Source organism: Caulobacter sp. SL161 (assembly GCF_026672375.1).
GTDB lineage: Bacteria > Pseudomonadota > Alphaproteobacteria > Caulobacterales > Caulobacteraceae > Caulobacter.
Genome location: NZ_JAPPRA010000001.1, coordinates 369,304 through 388,062 on the forward strand (window position 1 = coordinate 369,304; position 18,759 = coordinate 388,062).

The 18,759-nt window shown below is 69.0% G+C and carries 14 protein-coding genes; 6 read left to right on the forward strand and 8 right to left on the reverse strand.

Annotation, left to right across the window (positions count from 1 at the left end; genetic code table 11):
• Positions 1–57: 57 nt before the first annotated feature.
• The 3 genes from OVA11_RS01945 to OVA11_RS01955 form a co-directional block, all read right to left on the reverse strand.
• Positions 58–5,112, reverse strand: a complete 5,055-nt coding sequence (locus tag OVA11_RS01945) for an alpha-2-macroglobulin family protein (RefSeq protein WP_268065794.1) — start codon at positions 5,110–5,112, stop codon at positions 58–60.
• 79 nt (positions 5,113–5,191) lie between these two features.
• Positions 5,192–6,019 carry a carbonic anhydrase gene (locus OVA11_RS01950; protein WP_268065795.1) on the reverse strand — a complete coding sequence of 276 codons (828 nt, stop codon included), beginning with the start codon at positions 6,017–6,019 and terminating at the stop codon, positions 5,192–5,194.
• 71 nt (positions 6,020–6,090) lie between these two features.
• Positions 6,091–6,564 (reverse strand): Lrp/AsnC family transcriptional regulator, encoded by a 474-nt coding sequence (locus OVA11_RS01955; RefSeq protein ID WP_096053146.1) that lies wholly within the window; start codon positions 6,562–6,564, stop codon positions 6,091–6,093.
• Between the two features lie 119 nt (positions 6,565–6,683).
• On the opposite strand from OVA11_RS01955, the gene ald reads away from it, so the two are divergent.
• Positions 6,684–7,796: an alanine dehydrogenase gene (gene ald / locus OVA11_RS01960; RefSeq protein ID WP_268065796.1), complete on the forward strand. Its 1,113-nt coding sequence runs from the start codon at positions 6,684–6,686 to the stop codon at positions 7,794–7,796.
• 96 nt (positions 7,797–7,892) lie between these two features.
• Here the strand turns inward: ald and OVA11_RS01965 are convergent, their stop codons facing one another.
• Both OVA11_RS01965 and OVA11_RS01970 read right to left on the reverse strand, forming a co-directional pair.
• Entirely contained in the window at positions 7,893–8,597 is a 705-nt protein-coding gene (locus OVA11_RS01965) for a glycosyltransferase family protein (protein WP_268065797.1), read from the reverse strand.
• A gap of 167 nt (positions 8,598–8,764) precedes the next feature.
• Positions 8,765–9,643, reverse strand: coding sequence for a bifunctional regulator KidO (locus OVA11_RS01970; RefSeq protein ID WP_096034540.1), 879 nt, complete (start codon positions 9,641–9,643; stop codon positions 8,765–8,767).
• Here OVA11_RS01970 and OVA11_RS01975 point away from each other — a divergent pair.
• Entirely contained in the window at positions 9,636–10,718 is a 1,083-nt protein-coding gene (locus OVA11_RS01975) for an XdhC family protein (protein WP_268065798.1), read from the forward strand. The two genes, OVA11_RS01970 and OVA11_RS01975, sit on opposite strands and share 8 nt — an antisense overlap.
• 169 nt (positions 10,719–10,887) lie before the next feature.
• Here OVA11_RS01975 and OVA11_RS01980 read toward each other — a convergent pair whose 3' ends face one another.
• Entirely contained in the window at positions 10,888–11,643 is a 756-nt protein-coding gene (locus OVA11_RS01980; RefSeq protein ID WP_268065799.1) for a creatininase family protein, read from the reverse strand.
• Between the two features lie 145 nt (positions 11,644–11,788).
• Between OVA11_RS01980 and acs the strand changes: the two genes are divergently transcribed.
• The 4 genes from acs to OVA11_RS02000 all read left to right on the forward strand — a co-directional run bounded on the left by acs (position 11,789) and on the right by OVA11_RS02000 (position 17,792).
• Positions 11,789–13,732 (forward strand): acetate--CoA ligase, encoded by a 1,944-nt coding sequence (gene acs, locus OVA11_RS01985; RefSeq protein ID WP_268065800.1) that lies wholly within the window; start codon positions 11,789–11,791, stop codon positions 13,730–13,732.
• A gap of 33 nt (positions 13,733–13,765) precedes the next feature.
• Positions 13,766–14,323 (forward strand): SRPBCC family protein, encoded by a 558-nt coding sequence (locus tag OVA11_RS01990; RefSeq protein ID WP_268065801.1) that lies wholly within the window; start codon positions 13,766–13,768, stop codon positions 14,321–14,323.
• The gene (locus OVA11_RS01995) at positions 14,308–14,742 is read left to right on the forward strand and encodes a thiol-disulfide oxidoreductase DCC family protein (protein ID WP_268065802.1); all 435 of its coding nucleotides are present in this window, start codon (positions 14,308–14,310) and stop codon (positions 14,740–14,742) included. The genes OVA11_RS01990 and OVA11_RS01995 overlap by 16 nt, the downstream gene beginning before the upstream one ends.
• 203 nt (positions 14,743–14,945) lie before the next feature.
• Entirely contained in the window at positions 14,946–17,792 is a 2,847-nt protein-coding gene (locus tag OVA11_RS02000) for a M16 family metallopeptidase (protein WP_268065803.1), read from the forward strand.
• A gap of 78 nt (positions 17,793–17,870) precedes the next feature.
• Here OVA11_RS02000 and mscL read toward each other — a convergent pair whose 3' ends face one another.
• Positions 17,871–18,290 (reverse strand): large-conductance mechanosensitive channel protein MscL, encoded by a 420-nt coding sequence (gene mscL, locus OVA11_RS02005; RefSeq protein WP_268065804.1) that lies wholly within the window; start codon positions 18,288–18,290, stop codon positions 17,871–17,873.
• A gap of 81 nt (positions 18,291–18,371) precedes the next feature.
• Complete coding sequence (locus OVA11_RS02010) at positions 18,372–18,662, reverse strand: integration host factor subunit beta (protein WP_010921415.1); 291 nt, start codon at positions 18,660–18,662, stop codon at positions 18,372–18,374.
• Positions 18,663–18,759 lie beyond the last annotated feature (97 nt).

Below are 18,759 nucleotides of genomic sequence, written 5' to 3' on the forward strand. Positions count from 1 at the left end.
CCGGGCCTGCGGCCCTCCTCCCCCAGAGGGGGAAGAAGGCCGATAGGCCGTCACGCATCATTGCCCAGGCGCGATGGTCGCGCGCGAGGCGTCCGAGCGCGCCACGATCGCCGGACGGTACATGTCCTTGGCCACGGCGCCCGGCAGGAAGAACGAGCCCGGCGTCACCGCCCGCGCCACATAGGCCAGGGCGAAGGGCGTGTTCCCCTCCAGGTCCAGGGCAGCGATGAAGCGATCGTCGCGGCTTTCCTGCACGTCGGCGGCGGTCAGCTCGCCCAGGAACTTGAACGGACCGTTCTGGGCGTCGTCGGCGCCCAGGGTGGTCTCGATCTCGAAGCCGGCGGGCAAGGCGTCGTCAACCACCAGGGCCACCGAGCGCTCCTGCATCGAGCGGCCGGAGACCAGCACGATGATCCGGTCGCCCTGGCGGATGGTCGCCGGATCGATCGGCGCGCCGCCCATCGACAGCAGGCGCTTGCCCACCGACAGGCCGCTGGCGGTGGCCGGCGGCGCGGAAACCGGGGTGCCGCGCACGCTGACCGTTCGCCACAGCACGCCCTTGCCGGTGTTGACGAAGCGGGCGTCGGCCAGCTTACCCACCGCCCAGCGCGGCGCGCCGCCGGCGGGCGGCAGCGGGTTGGCGCCGGTCGCCTGGATCGAGATCGGACCCGAGGCCTTGATCAGGGCGTTGGCCGCGTGCAGCAGGGCCGCCTGCTCCTGGGTGTTGAGGGCGTCAGGATCCTTGACCGAGTTCTCAAGCCGTCCCTGCATCTGTCGCGCCACGTCCATCATGCCGGACTCGGCCGCCAGCGCCGTCAGCACGGCGGTGTCGCGCAGGGTGGACTGGTACCAGTCCATCTCGTCACGATAGCCCAGCGACCCGACCGCCTGACGCATGGCCGAGCGGGCGCGGGCGTTGTCGCCCATCCGGGCCAGGCCCGCGGCGACATAGGCCTTGGCGATCGGCTGGTCCTCGTCCTCCATCTGCACATCGTGCCACCAGCGCAGGCGGGCCAGATCCCCCTTGCCCGCCTTCGCCATCACATAGAGGGCGTAGGCGCTGGCGCGGCGGCGCATCCGTTCGGTCGCCTGCTTGGAGGCGTCCTCGTTGCTGGCCCACCAGCCCGGATATTCCATGCGGTAGGCGACCGAGGCCCAGCCGTCGGGACGGCTGACCTGGCGCATGGCGCTGACGGCCTTGTCGATGGCCGCATCGGGCACGGCCACGCCTTGAGCTTTCGCCTCCAACAGGAAGTCGACGACATAGGCGCCCAGCCACGGGTCGGCCTCGCCGTCGCCCACGCGCCAAAGCCCGAAGGCTCCGTCCAGGGTCTGGCGGTCCAAGAGCTTGCCCACCGCGCCGGCCAGGGCCGCCGGGGTGCGCTTGAGCTTGGGGTCATTGGAGAAGGTCTGGGCATAGAGCAGCGGATAGGCCGTCGAGACCAGTTGCTCGGTGCAGCCGTACGGATAGCGCTGCAGCGCCACCGCGATCGCCGACGGGTCAAAGCCCCGGATCGGCGAATAGCTGACCTGCATCGTCACATCGCCCGCCGCCAGGCCCGCCAGCAGCGGGTAGGAGGGGGTGAAGGCCTCTCCCGGCTTCTGCGGCTCGGTGGTGGTGCGCACGATGTCGCCCCAGCCCAGGCGCGTCTGGATCGGATAGTCCTTCTGGGTCACAAAGCCCGGGCCTGCGACCTTGAAGCCGATCTTGCCCACGCCCGTGACGTCCGGCGCCAGGAAGGGGATCTTCTCGGCGACGCGCTGGCCCAGGATCAGCTGGAACACCTTCTTGAAGGCGACCTTCAGCCCGCCCACCGAGAAGGCCTCGGCGGTATAGGCGCCCGGCTTGCCCTCGACATTGTGCAGCTCCAGCGTGGCGTAGGCCTGGTCGCCCGGCGCCAGGAAGCGCGGCAGGTTCAGGTCCGCCACCACCGGCTGGCGCACGGTCAGCGGCTTGGAGGCCGAGCCGACGGCGGTGTCGGTCCAGGCCACGGCCTGGATGCGCAGTTCGCCGTTGAAGTCGGCCGCCGGCAGCTTGACCACCGCCTTGCCGTCGAAGCCGGTCTCCACGACGCCCGACCACAGGGCCACGGTCTTGATCGGCGTGGTCGTCAGACCCTCGCCGCCGATCTCGTCGCCGCCGAAATTGACATTGGCCGGCGCGCCCATGTTCGGGTCCAGAAGACGACCGTAGTCGTCGCGATAATTCAGGGTCAGGGCCCGCTTGCCGAAGTACCACTTCACCGGGTCGGGGCTTTCCTGGTGGGTCAGGCGCAGGATGCCCTCGTCCACCGCCGCGATGGTGATGCGCGCCTTCTGGCCCAGGCCCATGCCCGACACCTTCACCGGGATCTCGACCGGCGCCTTGCTGTCGATCTTGCTGGGCGTGCCCAGATCGACCGTCAGCTTGCGGCCCTTGGGGTCGATCGGCACATAGACGAGGCCCAGCGCCCGGCGCGGCTTGGGCGAGGCCACCGGATCGCGCGGCTGGATGACGCTGACCATCACATAGGCCCCGCCGCCCCAGGCGGCCGAGGTCTTCAGGCGAACGGTCGTTCCTTTCTCGCCGACGCTGACGGTCTTCAGGTCGATCAGGCGATCGGTGGCGACCGCGATCTGGGCCTCACCCGCATAGGGCGGCTTGAGCGTGATCTCGACGGTGTCGCCCTGCGCATAGGCCTTGGTTCCAGCGGTGACGCGGACGACATCCGGCGCCTCGCCCTCACGGGCCGGCGCGCCCCAGCCCGCCGAAAAGCGGGTGACAGTCCGAGCCCCATCGGCGCCCTCGACCTCGAGGCGATAGTCGCCCCAGCCCAGGCGGCGGGTGATCCTGGCCGGCTGGCCAGCGCCGATATTGACCTGAGCCTTGGCCACGATCGCGTCGCGGCTGCTGCGCCGCCACTGCCAGCGGCCGTTCTGCTGGAACCAGTCATAGTCCCAGCGCTCGGCCACCAGGGTGTAGGTCGCCGTCGCGCCGATGCGCTGGCCGGCGGCGTTGACCGCGATCAGGTCGAGGCTGACAGGCGGATCGCCCTGGCCCGCCTCGCCCTGCTCGACCTTGACGCCGTAATAGACGGCCTTGGGACGGATCTTCAGGTCCAGTCCCTCGCGGACTGGACGACCGCCCGGCTCGAAGACGGACGCTGTGACCGAGGCCACCAGCGGCTGGGCGGTGTCGCCGACATCGCCGGTTCCCACCGACAGGATCGCGCGGCCTTCGCCGTCGGTCACCGTCGCGCCGAGGTCGAGATACTTCTCCTCGAACGGCTTGCCCTGGTCGCCCCATTCAAAGCCCTTGAAGGCCGGGAACGGGTCGGTGTCGGCGCGCAGGCGCGCCTCGCCTTGCGTCTGCAGGCCCGCGCCCGGCGCGCCATAGAGGAACCGCGCCGAGACATCGACCTTGCGCGTGTCGCCCGCGCCCATCGGCACGGACTCCTGGCCCGTGGCGGTGACGGCCAGACGCTGGGGCGCGAAGTCCTCGACCGAGAAGCTCAGCGACCCGGTCGCCTCCTCGATGCCCTCGATACGTAGTTCCGCCGTCCAGCGCCCGCGCGGCGCCGAGCGCGGCAGGGCGATGTCGGCCAGGGCCACGCCCGCATTGGCCTGGCTGAATTGATAGCGGCGGAACTCGACGCCCGAGGGGCGCTTGACGATGATCTCGCCCTTGCGGTCGTTGACCGCCTTGGCCATCCGGTCACGGATCATCGCCGTCAGGTGGACCGTCTCGCCCGGACGATAGATGCCGCGGTCGGCGTAGAGGTAGCCGTCGATGTCGGCCGCGACGCTGCGACCATCGACCCCGCCCTCGGTGCGACCGCCCACGCCCTGCTTGGACAGGTCCACCGGCGAGCGGTCCAGATCCAGCACGGCCAGATCGCCCTGAGCGCCATAGGCCATGACCATCTTGGCGCGCTCGGCGCCCTGGCCCTTCAGCAAGGGACGCAGGAACCGCACGCGGCCGTCGGCGTCGCTCTGGGCTTCGGCCAGGGACTCGCCGTCGGCGGCCACGAGGGCCACGCGCACGCCCGAGACCGTCTTGGCGCTCTTCAGCGAACGGACGACCACGTCCAGGCTCTCGGAGCCGTCATAGGCCAGCATGGCCATGTCGGTGAACACGATCCAGCGGCGAGCCTGGGCGGGATTGTTGTCGCCGTCCTCGGCCTCGCGGCCGCCCGAGGCGTCGCGCGCCTTGATGACGAAGGCGCCGGCCTTCATGTCCTTGAGCACCGCGCCCAGCGGGAAGACGGTGGTGGCCTTCTGGCCGGTCGCGCCGCCGGTGACCTGCACCGTGCCCTTCCAGACCTGGCGACCGTCGTCGCCGACGGAGTCCTCGCCATAGTCGCCGGCCCAGTCGCCTTCGCCCGTCGGTTCGGGCGCGCTGATCGACTTGCGAACGAGGTTGCGGTCCGGGACGCGCCAGACCTCGATGGCCAGGGTCTGGACGTTGATCGTCTCGATGGCGACGCCGTCGGACTCCTCGCGCGGCAGGATCACGCCGTCGCCGGCGAAGCCGACATAGGGGGGCTTTTCGCCAAACGTGAAGTCGACGTCGGCATTGGCGCCCAGGGTCTCGCCGCCCTTGGCGGGCAGGCCCTTGAGCAGGGTGATGCGATGGTCGGTGAAGCCGATCCCGCCCAGGCACAACTCGTCGCCCTTCACCCGGACCGACGGCTGGCGGCCAAGATCGGGCGACACCAGCACGAAGTCGGCATAGGCCTTGGACGGATCAAGGTCCCGGCTCATGCGGATGCAGGCCAGCGGATCGGGGCCGCTGCTGTCGACGCGCGTCTGCCAGACCGCGAAGCCTTCGGGCTTGGGGATGCCGCGACGGGGGGCGTTGGCCGAGCGCGGCTTGCCGAACAGCGACCAGGCCTCGCCCTTGACCGACTCCGCGCCGGCCGGCTTGCCGCCGCCGAAGAACTGTCCGCCCTTGCCGACGGCGAAGCCGCCGCCGAAGCCGACGACCAGCGCCCCGGCCAGGGCCAGGGCGACAGGGCCTTTCAGGGCGTCCGGCCAGCGATCAGCGACTGCAGCGCGCGCGGCGTCCCATCGAGCCTTCAGAGCCGTGCGGAAGTCACGGCCGCCTTCCGGCGGCGTCTCGTCCGTCGACATCGTCTCTCCCCTCAAGCTCAGCCCCGGGGGGACTTGAGCCTAAGCGGCGACGAGGGTCAACGGCGCGAAGATGACGATGTCAGGCGTCGAAGGCGACGAGACCGCTGGCCAGGTCGTAGCAGGCCGAGACGATCTTCAGGCGCCCCTCTCCCAGCTTCTCGGCCAGCACGCCGTCGGCGACCTTGAGCCGGGCGGCGACGTCGCGGACGTTCTGACGGATGGCGGCGTCCTGCAGATCAGCGGGATGCTTGGCCTCGGCCGCGGTGACGGCCGGCAGGATCGGCAGCACCATCTCGTGCAGGGCCCCGTGCAGGTGGGCGGACTTGGTGGCGACGTCGACGGCGGCGCCGACCGCCCCGCACTTGGTGTGACCCAGAACCACGATCAGCGGCGCGCCCAGATGCTCGACGGCGTAGATGATCGATCCCAGGCCTTCGCGGCTGACGGTGGAGCCAGCGACGCGGACCACAAACAGTTCCCCGAGATTGCAATTGAAGACCAGCTCGGGCGGGACGCGGCTGTCGGAACAGCCGACGATGATCGCGAACGGCTTCTGGCCCTTGGACAGATCGTTGATCCGCGCCAGGCTGGGCAGCATCAGATTGGCGCCGCCGCGCGCGAAGATGCCGTTGCCGTGCTTGAGGCGGCCCAGGGCCTCGTCAGGCGAGACCTCCTGTGGCGGCGCATGGGCTTCCGGCGCGTGGGCGGGGTCGGGCTCCATCGGCTTGACGCTGGCCATCGCCTTGTTGAGGGCGGCCTTGTCGCCGGCCTGATGCTTGAGGGCGCTGGCGGTGCGCCTGCCCTTCTTGGTCAGCAGGTTGGGCGCATGCCCGTCGCCTTCGGCGAAGGCCAGAGCCGGCGCGGCCATGCCGGCCAGCGCCCCCAAGAGGAGCCGTCTCGAAACCATCTCGTCCCCCGACGCGATTGAAAGTCGAGCAAGCTTAAGCCCCGACGGCTCAAGACAAGGTTAATCGATCCCTACAGCGGCAATTCGACACGTTTGACCACGGTGCGCATGGCGATGCTGGAACTGACCCGCACCACGCCGGGGATCCGCGTCAGCTCCTGGGCGTGGACGCGCTCCAGGTCGTCGACATCGCGCACCACCAGCCGCAGCAGATAGTCCGAGCCGCCGGTCATCAGGTAGCACTCGGCCACCTCGCGCACATTGGCGATGGCCTTTTCGAAAGCGCTGAGCGCGCTTTCGGCCTGGGACGACAAGGTCACGGTGACGAACACGCTGAGCGGCAGGCCCACCGCCCGTTCGTCGATCACGGCGGCGTAGCGGCTGATGACGCCCTGCTCCTCCAGCGCCCGGACGCGACGCAGGCAGGCCGACTCCGAAAGACTGACCGCCTCGCCCAGCTCGACATAGCTGGCTCGGCCACGTCTTTGCAGCGCCGTGAGGAGCTTCCGGTCGAAACTGTCCAGTTCTACGGCGGCTTTCTTCATAGAAATATTATAGCACGCAGGATTCCTGCATCAAGACGGCGGCGCTCGCCGAAATCGCCAAGAAAACTGCGGTGAAAGAGGCGCATGATCGCCATCAAAGCGCCTTTGGAGGAAACATCATGCGCGTTGGCGTCCCTTCCGAGATCAAACCGGGCGAACACCGGGTCGGACTTACCCCCACGGCCGTCCGTGAATATGTCGGCCACGGTCATACCGTCATCGTCCAGTCGGGCGCGGGCCTCGGCGCCGGCTATGCCGACGACGTCTACGTCAAGGCGGGCGCGAGCATCGTCGCCGACGCCGACGCGGTCTTCGCCGGCGCGGACATGATCGTGAAGGTCAAGGAGCCGCAGAAGGTCGAGTGGGAAAAGCTCGAACCGCGCCACATCCTCTTCACCTACCTGCACCTGGCGCCCGATCCGGCCCAGACCGAAGGCCTGCTCAAGAGCGGCTGCGCGGCCATCGCCTATGAAACCGTCACCGACGCCAAGGGCGGCCTGCCGCTGCTGGCCCCGATGTCGGAAGTGGCCGGCCGCATCGCCGTGTTCTCGGCGGCCGAGACGCTGCTGAAGCACAATGGCGGCATGGGCCTGCTGCTCAGCGGCGTGCCCGGCGTGCCCCCGGCCCGCGTGGCCGTGCTGGGCGGCGGCGTGGTCGGCAGCAATGCCGCGCGCATGGCTGCGGGCCTCGGCGCCGAGGTCGTGGTGCTGGAACGCTCGATCCCGCGCATGCGCGAGTTGGACGACCTCTATCAGGGCCGGATCCTGACCCGCTACTCCACCTTCGGCGCCGTCGAGGAAGAGATCCTCAAGGCCGATGTCGTCATCGGCGCGGTGCTGACCGCCGGCGCGGCCGCGCCCAAGCTGGTGCGCCGCGAGCACCTGAAGCAAATGAAACCGGGCTCGGTGCTGGTCGACGTCTCGATCGACCAGGGCGGCTGCTTTGAGACCAGCAAGCCGACCACCCACGCCGAGCCGACCTACACCGTCGACGGCGTCGTCCACTACTGCGTGGCCAACATGCCGGGCGCGGCGCCGCGCACCTCGTCCGAAGCGCTGGGCAACGCCACGCTGCCCTTCGGTCTGGCCCTGGCCGACAAGGGTCTCGACGCCCTGAAGGCCAATGTCCACCTGGCCCGGGGCCTCAACGTCCTGAACGGCGAACTGACCCATCCGGCCGTGGCCGAAGCGCTGGGCAAGACCTCGATCGATCCCTACGGCGCCTGGAAGTAGGGACCTTCGATCATCGGACAGAAGAAGGGCGCCGTGCGGGTTTCGCACGGCGCCCTTTGAGTTTTTTGGGAGAGGAACACAGACGCGTACGAAAACTCAGGCGGCGAAGCGGGCGATGTCCTGACGGTTCTCGAGGAGATCGAGCACGTCGCCCATGCGGAAATCGGGGTCTCCGGGATGCAGCGCGTCATAGACCGAGCGCGCAAAGGCCAGGTCGGCCGCCGTCTTGACCCGCCAGTCCAGCCGCGAGCAGTCGCGGGCGGCGCGCAGATGAGCCTGGCGCCAGCGCTCTGGCTGGTTTCGAATGGCGGCGGTGGGCGAGATGCGCGCGGTCGGGTCGCGCTCCTCGGCGGCGGCCTGGCGCAGGACGCTCGCCTTGATGACCTCGACCTCGAGGCCGGCCGGATAGGTGCGGTGGACGCGGTTGGACGTGTAGTCGGCGCCGCTGGCCAGCGCCATGCGGACGGCGTCGTCGACCACGCCGGGATCCATGAACGGCGCGTCGCCCTTCAGGCGAACGACATGGGTGACGGCGCTGATCGCGTCGGCGCAGCGGGCGATGCGCGCCAGAATGTCAGCGCCAGCCCCGCGATGAACAGTGTAGCCGCGCGAGACGAGGAAACCGGCCAGGGCGTCATCGGCGGCGTCCTGGCTGGTGGCCACGATGATCTTAGAGAGACAGCGCGCGCCGCGCAGGCGCTCGAGCTGGCGCACGATCATCGGCTCCCCCTGAAGGGTGGCCATCGACTTGCCCGGCAGGCGGGACGAGCCCATGCGGGCTTGCAGGACGGCGAGGATCATGACGCGTCTCCGAAGGTTGCGACCAACCTAGGCCAGAAGAATAAAACCTCGATGAATCAGAAACTTATGTAAGCTTAACAGGCACGCTTAACGCGCGCTGAACGACGCTGCGCCCAGGCGCGCGCCGTCCCATGCAGCCTATTGTCGAGGGTGATTCGGGGAGGGTGTTAGGCGACCCAACGTCGCGGATCGAGCGCGACCGGATCGTCGATGGCCATGTCGTCCCAATCGAGATCCGGTGGCGGGCTCGAGGCGGCCGCCACCACCGCCGACAGTTCGGCGGCCGAGTTGACGCCGACCAGCACGGCCGAACCCTCGGGACGCGACAGGGCAAAGCCCAGCGCCGCTTGCAGCGGGTCAGAGCGACCCTCGGCGATCATGCGGCGCACGCGCGACAGGCGGCCAGAGGCGCCCTTGAGCTGGGCGGGCACGCGATCGGGCGGCAGGAACAGAAGGCCGTTCAGGAAGATCGAGCGCAGGTGCACCTCGATCCCCATGCCGGCGATACGCTGCAGCGAGCCATCGGCCAGCAGGCGCTGATCGAGCAGCGAGGCTGGGGCCTGCAGGATGTCGGGCTTGAAGCGCCGCGCCACGCCCACCGGATCGTCGGAGGCGTGGGCCGAGACGCCGATCTTGGCGAACAGGCCCTGGTCCTTCAGGCGCTGCAGACGCTCCCAGAGCGCCGCGCCATGCGGGCCGAACAGCTCGGCGGGCGAATGAACGACAATGGCGTCGGCGCGCTCGACGCCGATTCGGCGCAGGGCGGCGCGGGCCTCGGCCTCGACAAAGTCAGGGCCACGGTCGGCGCGGGCGGTCGAGATCGTGACGCGGAAGGGAACGGGGCGCGGAATGAGGTCGCCCAACACGGTCTCGGCGCGGCCGAACAGACCCGAGGCGTCCAGCACCGACAGCTTGGCGCGGGCGGCGATGTTCAGGATATCGCGGGCTTCGGCTTCGGGCGTGCGACCGCGCGGCGCGGACGAACTCCCGCCGTCGAGGCCGAATTGAGCGGCCGCCAGACCCAGTTTTGAGACCGAAATGGACATCGCCATCCGTGCGCGAAACTCACCAACAGACCGGGAGGCTACGCGCCAAGGTTTGAACATCCGGTTTCTGGAACCTTGCCGAGGGGTTAAAGTCACGCCGATGACCTTTGACTCAGAAGACGCCGCCTGGCCGATGCACGGCCTGGCTGACGACACCCGCCCGGCCTTGGCCCAGGCGCTTTCCAGAGGCCCTGCAGCCCTGGCGACGATCGTCGCGCTGGGCGGCGGCGGCCCGCGCCCAGTCGGCGCCCAGATGGTCTTCGGCAAAAAAATTGTTTCCGGGTTTCTGTCCGGCGGCTGCATCGAGGCGGATGTCGAGGTCCACGCCCGCGCCTGCCTCGGAGACGGGGTTTCGCGTCGGCTGGTCTATGGCGAGGGCAGTCCCTGGCCGGACATCCGCCTGTTGTGCGGCGCGCGGATCGAAATCCTGGTCGAGCGGATCGCCCCCGACGATCAAGCCGCCCGGGCTCTGCTCGATCTGGCCGCCGCCCGTCTGCCGGCCTTCTGGGTCAGCGACGGGACGCGTCGCCTCTGCGCCGAGACGCCGGAGGTTCCCTGGGCCGGAGCGTTCGAGCGGGCCTATGACCCAACCCCGCGCGTGGTGGTGATCGGTGGTGACCCGACGGCGCTGGCGATCGCCAGTCTGGCCGCCCAGTCCGGCCATGAGACCTTCCTGCTGCGCCCCAAGGGGCAGGCCGCGCCGCCGCCCCTGCCGGGCGTCGCTTATCGCCGCGAACCCCTGGAGGGCGCCCTCGCCGCCATCGGGCTGGACGCGTGGACGTCGGTGGCGGTGTGCGGTCATGACCTGGAGCAGGATCACGCGGCGCTGATGGCCGCCCTGCCCTCGCCTGCGCCCTATGTCGGCCTGCTTGGCGCGCGGCGGCGTCTACCCGAGCGGATCGCACGGCTGAAGGCGGCGGGTCTTGGCGAGCGCGAGCTGGCCAAGCTGCGCGCCCCGATCGGTCTTGATCTGGGCGGCAAGGCGCCGTTCGAGGTGGCGGTCGCGGTGATCGGCGAGGTGATGGCCGCCCGCCACGGCCAGCCGGCGCTGGCGCGGCGGGTGGTGGAAGCCTGAAAGCCCCACCAACCCCAAACGTAAAATCTCATCGTCATCCCGGAAGCCTCGCAGAGGCTATCCGGGACCCAGGGGCCAATGCTTTGCGGTGGCCCCTGGGTCCTGGCTCTCCCCCCGGCTTTCGCCGGGGTGCGGCCGGGATGACGCGCTATTTTTAGAATTGGAAGAGTTAGGCCGGCGCCCGCTCCGCCGAAAACGCGGCCAGGTCCTCGATCAGGGCGTTGGCCGCCATACTCACCAGCTCGCCGCCCTTCTCGGGCGTCGCCTGGGCGGGATCCGAGCCCATGCGGCCGTCGGCGTAGCGGGCGCGGAAATCCAGCGCCTCGCGGATCGGACCCGTGGGCGCGATCTGGGGCGAATAGGCCGCCGTCTTGATCGTCTCCGGATAGGCCCACTGGGTCACCGCGATCTCGGACGGGGTGGCATGGCTGCCGTGCCCCGTCGGGAATTGCCGGTTGGCCAGGGCGTTGACGCCGGCCAGGTCCCACCAGTTCTTCAGCTTCAGGGCGAAGGGCGCGCGTTGCTGGCGGAAGCTGTAGTCGGCGTAGATCTCTGAGAACGCCGCCTCGATCGAGGCGACGTTGCCGCCGTGACCGTTCAGGAAATAGATGCGCGTGAAACCGTGGGCGCCCAGCGACCGCACCCAGTCGCCGATCGCGGCGATGAAGGTCGAGGGCCGGAGGAAGATGGTGCCTGGGAAGGCCAGGTGATGCTGGGCCATGCCGATATTGAAGGCCGGGGCCACCAGCACCTTGTCGGCCGCGCGCTTGCTGGCCTCGTGGGCGATGATCTCGGGGCACAGCCAGTCGGTGCCCAGCAGGCCGGTCGGTCCATGCTGCTCGTTGGAGCCGATCGGCACCACCACCGTCTGGCTGGTCTTCAGGCGCGTTTCGATCTCGGACCAGGTGGATAGGGCGAGCAGCATGAAAAACTCCGGACAAGGGCGACGCGTTAGCTTTACGCCGCCCGCGCAAAGTCGTCATCTTGCCCGGATCAGAAAGCCGATTGGTCTTCTTGCGCCGAGGAAGGCGCATCGCCTATGCCAACGACCAACAAGATAAGGGAGTGCGGTGGTGAGCGACGGACAGGTTTTCCCGGTTCCTGCGGATCTGGCGCGAGACGCCCATATCGATGCGGCCGCCTATGACGCGGCGCTGGCTCGCGTCGAAGCCGATCCGGACAGCCATTGGCGCGACATCGCCGCCCGACTCGACTGGATCACGCCGCCCACCAAGATCAAGGACGTCTCCTACGCCAAGGAGGACTTCCGCATCCGCTGGTACGAGGACGGCGTTCTGAACGTCTCGGCCAACTGCATCGATCGCCACCTGCCGGCCAAGAAAGACGACGTGGCCCTGGTCTTCGAGGGCGACGAGCCCGGGACCTCCGACACCCTAACCTATGGCCAGTTGCACGAGGAGGTTTGCCGCATGGCCAACGTTCTCAAGGCGCAGGGCGTCAAGAAGGGCGACCGCGTCACGATCTATCTGCCGATGGTGCCGCTGGCGGCGGTCGCCATGCTGGCCTGCGCGCGGATCGGCGCCGTGCATTCGGTGGTGTTCGGCGGCTTCTCGCCCGACAGCATCGCCGGCCGCATTCAGGACTGCGCCTCGCACTTTGTGATCACCGCCGACGAGGGCCGCCGCGGTGGGCGGCGCGTGCCACTGAAGGCCAATATCGACGAAGCGCTGACCCACTGTCCGTGGGTGGGCAAGGTGCTGATGATCCGATGGACCGGCGCTGACGTGCCGCTGAAATCGGGCCGTGACATCGTCTGGCAGGACGTGCGCGACACCGTCTCGGCCGCTTGCCCGCCTGAGCCGATGAACGCCGAGGACCCGTTGTTCATCCTCTACACCTCAGGCTCGACGGGCAAACCCAAGGGGGTGTTGCACACCACCGGCGGCTATCTGGCCTGGGCCTCTTGGACCTTCTGGGCGGTGTTCGACTACAAGGCGGGCGAGGTGTTCTGGTGCACCGCCGACGTCGGTTGGGTCACGGGCCACAGCTACGTCGTCTACGGCCCGTTGGCCAATGGCGGGACCAGCCTGATCTTCGAGGGCGTGCCGAACTATCCGACCCCCAGCCGCTTCTGGGAGGTGATCGACAAGCACAAGGTCGAGATCTTCTACACCGCCCCCACCGCTCTGCGCGCCCTGATGCGCGAGGGCGATGCGCATGTGACGAAGAACGACCTGTCTTCCCTGCGCATCCTCGGCAGCGTCGGCGAGCCGATCAATCCGGAGGCCTGGCTCTGGTACCACCGCGTGGTCGGCAAGGAGAAGCTGCCGATCGTCGACACCTGGTGGCAGACCGAGACCGGCGGCATGCTGATCACCCCGCTGCCGGGCGCCACCGCCCTGAAGCCGGGCTCGGCCTCCAAACCCTTGCCGGGCGTCAAGCCGCAGCTCGTGGACGCCGAGGGTCAGGTCCTGGACGGCGCCACCGAAGGCAACCTTGTGATCACCGACAGCTGGCCGGGCCAGATGCGGACCGTCTATGGCGATCACCAGCGGTTCTTCGAGACCTATTTCTCGACCTATCCCGGCAAGTACTTCACCGGCGACGGCTGCCGCCGCGACGCCGATGGCTACTACTGGATCACGGGCCGCGTGGACGACGTGATCAACGTCTCGGGCCACCGCCTGGGCACCGCCGAGATCGAGAGCGCGCTCGTCGCCCACGAGACCGTCGCCGAGGCCGCCGTGGTCGGCTATCCGCACGACATCAAGGGGCAGGGCGTCTATGCCTATGTCACCCTGAAGGCGGGGATCGAGGCTACGGAGGCGCTTCGCAAAGACCTCGTCCTGTGGGTCCGCCACGAGATCGGCCCCTTCGCCGCGCCGGACGTCATCCAGTGGGCCCCGGGCCTGCCCAAGACCCGCTCGGGCAAGATCATGCGCCGCATCCTGCGCAAGATCGCCGAGAACGAGCTCGGGAGCCTGGGCGACACCTCGACCCTCGCCGATCCGTCGGTGGTCGATGATCTGGTGAAGAACCGCGCGGGGACCTGACGAACGTCGCATCGGCGCGCTAGCTTGCGCGCCATGCGCTGGATCCTCCCTCTCCTGCTGGCCATCGCCGCCGCCGCCCCTGCGCGCGCGGCCTCGGAGTGGGCCGCCAAGGATGGGTCCGTCCAGGTCGAGGCGCATGCGGATCAGCAGGGCCGCGCCGTGGTGCGCGCCAGCATCGAGATCGCCGCGCCGCCGTCTGTGGTGTTCGCGGTCATCCTGGATTGCGGCCGCGCCGCGCGGATGAGCCCGGGGGTCAAGCGCTGCCGGGTGGTGTCTCGCGCCGCCGACGGCTCTGAGATGCGCGAGCACACCGTCAAGTGGGGCTTCTTCCTGCCTGCCCTGCAGTCGCGGTCTCGCCTGTCGCTGCCGCCGGATCGGGAAATCCGCTTCACCTGTATCGGGGGCGACATCCGCGCCTGCGATGGGTTCTGGCGGCTGGAGCCGCTGGACGGCGGGACGCGCACGCGGGTGACCTACGACCTCTGGGCCACCGCGCCCTACGCGGCGCCGGCCAGCCTGGTCTCCAGCCTGATGCGACGCACCGTGCCCCAGTCGCTGGCGGCGCTTCGGCGGGAGTGCGAAGGCGGATGACCACCCCAGACCCCGATAAGCCCGACGCGGTGATGCTGTTCGACGGCGTCTGCCACCTCTGCGACGGGGTGGTGCGGACGGTGCTCAGGCTGGATCGTCGCGGGGTGATCCGCTTCACCGCGATCCAGTCGCCGGCGGGTCGGCGGCTGGCGATCGCCCACGGCCTCGACCCCGACTCGCCGGAGAGCTTCCTGTTCCTCGATCACGGTCAGCCGCTGCGCAAGACGCAGGCCGTCGCCGCCTTGCTGCGGCGGCTGCCCGCGCCGTGGCGCCGGCTGGCCTGGATCGATCGCCTGCCGCGCGGCCTGACCGACCGGGTCTATGACTGGGTCGCGGCGAACCGCTATCGGATCTTCGGCAAGGACGACCAGTGCCGGATCCCGACGCCGGCGCAACGGGCGCGGTTTCTGATCGACTAGAGCCTTTAGCCTGAAATCGGAATCGATTTCAGGCGTTAAAAAGTCTCTAAATCAAACACTTAGAGCGTGAGAATAGCCGAAACCGGTTCCCACTTTCGGCCTCACGCTCTAGGCCGTTCGCCCCCTAGATGAACTCTCGGTAAGGTTTCCCGGCGAACAGGCGGTGCTAGGGTCCCGCGCAAACGTTCAGGAGACTTTCGCGCATGATCCGCACCGCCAAGCTGGCCCTCGTGGCCGCGGCCCTGTCCACCACGGCGCTGTCGCCGCTCGCGCTGGCCGCCCCGGCCCAGGCCCAGCCGGCCGCGACCGCCTCGATCGCCGTCCCGCCGATCGTCTACCAGCAGCGCGTGCTGGCCAACGGCATGAAGGTGTTCACCTCGCGCGACACCACAACGCCCAACGTCTCGGTGCAGGTCTGGTACGGCGTCGGCTCCAAGGACGATCCCCAGGGCCGGTCGGGCTTTGCGCACCTGTTTGAGCACCTGATGTTCAAGGCCACGCGCAACATGCCCAACGAGACGGTCGACCGCCTGACCGAGGACGTCGGCGGCTTCAACAACGCCTCCACCTGGGACGACTTCACCAACTATTACGAAGTGGTGCCGGCCAATCACCTGGAGCGCCTCATCTGGGCCGAGGCTGATCGCCTGAAGTCGCTGGTCATCGACGAGACGGTGTTCGCCTCCGAGCGCGACGTGGTGAAGGAAGAGCTGCGCCAGCGCGTCCTGGCCGACCCCTACGGCCGCTTCTTCGCCCTGTCGATCCCGCAGCAGTCGTTCGCGGTCCACCCCTATCAGCGCCCCGGCATCGGCTCGATCGAGGAGCTGGACGCGGCCACCGTCGATGACGTGCGCGCCTTCCACCGCACCTATTATCGCCCGGACAACGCCGCCCTGATCATCGTCGGCAATTTCGACCAGGCCAAGCTGGATGCGATGATCGACAAGTACTTCGGGTCCCTGACCACGCCCGCCGGCGCCATCCCGAAGGTCACCGCCGTCGAGCCCGCCCGCACCGGCCCCAAGACCGTCAACACCTACGGCCCCAATGTGCCGCTGCCGGCCCTGGCCATCACCTGGCTGGCGCCCGCCGCCGCGGACAAGGACGCGCCCGCTCTGGCGGTGCTGGACGCGATCCTGACCGCCGGCAAGTCCTCGCGCCTCTATGACAGCCTGGTCTATGAGCAGAAGATCGCCCAGTCGGTGTTCTCGTCGGCCCCGAACAACGCCCAGCCGGGCCTGTTCTATGTCGGCGCCATCATGGCCGGCGGCAAGACGGTGGCCCAGGGCGAGGCCGCCCTGCGCGCCCAGGTCGCCCGCGTCCGCGACGGTCTGGTGACGCCGGCCGAGCTGGCCGAGGCCAAGGCCGGTCTGCTGGCCGACGCCGTGCGTCGCCGCGAGGAGATCGACGGTCGCGGCTTCGCCATCGGCTACGCCCTGCAGACCGAGGGCGACGCCGCCGCCGCCAATTCCAGCCTGGCCGAACTGCAGGCGGTGACCGCCGCCGACATCCAGCGCGTGGCCCGCCAGTATCTGGCCGATGATCGCCGGACGGTGATCAACTATCTGCCCGAAAAGGATCGTCCGGCCGGCGAAAAGGACGCCACGCCGCCGATCCCGAAGGTGGCCTCGGTCAAGTACGACGGCCCGATCACCACCCTGGCGCCGGAGGCCGAGCGCGAGAAGATCCCGGCGGTCGCCGCGCCGATCCCAGCCGTGTTGCCGACCCCGGCCGAAAAGACCCTGGCCAACGGCCTGCGGGTCATCGTCGCCAAGTCCAGCGAGCTGCCGCTGATCACCTCGACCCTGACCGTCAAGGGCGGCGCCAGTTCCGATCCCGCCGGCCTGGCCGGCACGTCCAGCCTGACCTCCGAGCTGCTCACCGAAGGCACCGCCACCCGCTCGGCGACGCAGGTCGCGCGCGAGACCGAAGCCCTCGGCGCCAACCTGGCCGTCGGCTCGGGCTGGGAATCCGCCTCGCTGATCCTCAGCGTGACGGCCAACAACGCCGATCCGGCCATGGCGATCATGGCCGACGTGGCCCAGAACCCGGCCTTCAAAGCCGAGGAGCTGGACCGCGTCCGCGCCGAGACCCTGGACGGCCTGTCGGTGGCGTTCCAGCGCCCGGGGAGCCTCGCGAGCTTCGCCACCAGTCCCGTGCTCTACGCCGGCTCGGCCTATGGCCATGTGGCGGGCGGCACGCCCGGCTCGCTGCCGAAAATCAAGCGCGAGGATCTGGCCAAGACCCACGCCGCCTACTGGCGGCCGGACAACGCGGTGCTGGTCGTGACCGGCAACCTGTCGCCCGAGGCCGGCTTCGCCCTGGCGGAAAAGGCTTTCGGCGGCTGGAAGAAGCCCGCCACCCCGCCGCCGGCCCCGCCGGCCGCGCCCACCGGCTACCAGCCGCGCAATGTGGTCATCGACCTGCCCGGCACGGGCCAGGCCGCCGTGGTTCTGGCCAAGCCGGCCATCACCCGCGCCGACCCCAGCTACTACCCGGGCGTGGTCGCCAACACCGTGCTGGGCGTCGGCTTCTCCTCGCGCCTGAACCAGGAGATCCGCATCAAGCGCGGCCTCTCCTACGGCGCCGGCTCCAGCCTGACGCCGCAGGGCCAGTTCGGCGGCTTCTCGGCGCGTGTGCAGACCAAGAACCCCTCGGCCGGCGAGGTGATCAGCCTGACCCGCGCCGAGCTGAGCCGCCTGGCCAATGAACCGGCCTCGGTCGGCGAACTGGCCGCCCGCAAGTCAGTGCTGGTGGGCGGCTTTGGTCGTGACCTCGGCACCTCGGAAGGCCTGGCGGGCATCCTGGGCAACCTCGCCGTCTATGGCGTGCCGCTGACAGAGATCCAGACCTACGCCGCCAAGGTCGAGGCGGTGACGCCCGAGCAGGTCCAGGCCTTCGCCAAGGCCAAGCTCGACCCGGCCCAGATGAGCGTGATCGTCGCCGGCGACGCCAAGGCCATGGGCGAGAGCCTGGCCAAAGTCGCGCCGAACGCCACGGTGATCCCGGCCGCCAAGCTGGACCTGGATGCGCCCGGCCTGACCCAGTAGGTCGCCGCGCTTCGGAAACGAGAAAGGCCGGCCGCTGTCGCCAGCGGCCGGCCTTTCCATGTTCGGCTGTCGCCTGGCTCAGCCCTTCTTGGCCAGAAGATCGCGGATCTCGGTCAGCAGCGTCTCTTCGGCCGTGGGCGCAGGCGGCGCGGCCGGCGCGGGCTCGGCCGCGTCCTGGCGACGGATCTCGTTGACCAGCTTGACCAGCAGGAAGACCACCGTGGCGACGATGAAGAACTGGATCACGGTGTTGATGAAGGCGCCGTACTGGATCGCCACCTTCTCGATCGCCTCGCTCGCAGGATCCTCCGGCCGCAGCACCCATTCCAGCTTTGAAAAGTCCAGCCCGCCGGTCAGCAGGCCGATCGGCGGCATGATCACCTGATCGACCAGGCTCTTGACGATGCCGTTGAACGCCGCGCCGATGATCACGCCGACGGCCAGATCGATGACATTGCCCCGCGCGATGAACTCGCGGAATTCCTTGACCACGCTCATGACAGAGCCCTCCCCGTACGTCTGAGGGGGCGAAGCTGGAGGCGTTCGCGACCTGGGGTCAAGCCCCGGTCAATACTGTTGCTATTCGTCGCCGTCGGCGTTCAGGCGGGCGCGCAGCTCCTTGCCGCTCTTGAAGAACGGCACATGCTTGGCGCGGACATCAACGGCCTCGCCGGTGCGGGGATTGCGGCCGGTGCGCGCGGGGCGCGAGCGGACCGACAGGGCGCCAAAGCCCCGAAGCTCGACACGACCGCCATCTTCCAGGGCGCCGATCATCCGTTCGAGGATCACGCCGACGACGCGCTCGACGTCCTTCTGCGTCAGGTGCGGATTTTCATTCGCGAGCCTGGCGATGAGTTCAGACTTGATCATCGAAATCCCCGGAACGCCCCTGGGAGGAGAAAGGCGCGAGCGGACCTTTGCCCAACGACGGCTGAGTCTTCAAGGGGTTGCGTGAAATTCTCGAACG

Coding starts and splice junctions, on each gene's coding strand:
- OVA11_RS01945 (WP_268065794.1), bottom strand. CDS start 5,112: ATGTCGACGGACGAGACGCCGCCGGAAGGCGGCCGTGACTTCCGCACG.
- OVA11_RS01950 (WP_268065795.1), bottom strand. CDS start 6,019: ATGGTTTCGAGACGGCTCCTCTTGGGGGCGCTGGCCGGCATGGCCGCG.
- OVA11_RS01955 (WP_096053146.1), bottom strand. CDS start 6,564: ATGAAGAAAGCCGCCGTAGAACTGGACAGTTTCGACCGGAAGCTCCTC.
- ald (WP_268065796.1), top strand. CDS start 6,684: ATGCGCGTTGGCGTCCCTTCCGAGATCAAACCGGGCGAACACCGGGTC.
- OVA11_RS01965 (WP_268065797.1), bottom strand. CDS start 8,597: ATGATCCTCGCCGTCCTGCAAGCCCGCATGGGCTCGTCCCGCCTGCCG.
- OVA11_RS01975 (WP_268065798.1), top strand. CDS start 9,636: ATGGACATCGCCATCCGTGCGCGAAACTCACCAACAGACCGGGAGGCT.
- OVA11_RS01970 (WP_096034540.1), bottom strand. CDS start 9,643: ATGTCCATTTCGGTCTCAAAACTGGGTCTGGCGGCCGCTCAATTCGGC.
- OVA11_RS01980 (WP_268065799.1), bottom strand. CDS start 11,643: ATGCTGCTCGCCCTATCCACCTGGTCCGAGATCGAAACGCGCCTGAAG.
- OVA11_RS01990 (WP_268065801.1), top strand. CDS start 13,766: ATGCGCTGGATCCTCCCTCTCCTGCTGGCCATCGCCGCCGCCGCCCCT.
- OVA11_RS02000 (WP_268065803.1), top strand. CDS start 14,946: ATGATCCGCACCGCCAAGCTGGCCCTCGTGGCCGCGGCCCTGTCCACC.
- mscL (WP_268065804.1), bottom strand. CDS start 18,290: ATGAGCGTGGTCAAGGAATTCCGCGAGTTCATCGCGCGGGGCAATGTC.
- OVA11_RS02010 (WP_010921415.1), bottom strand. CDS start 18,662: ATGATCAAGTCTGAACTCATCGCCAGGCTCGCGAATGAAAATCCGCAC.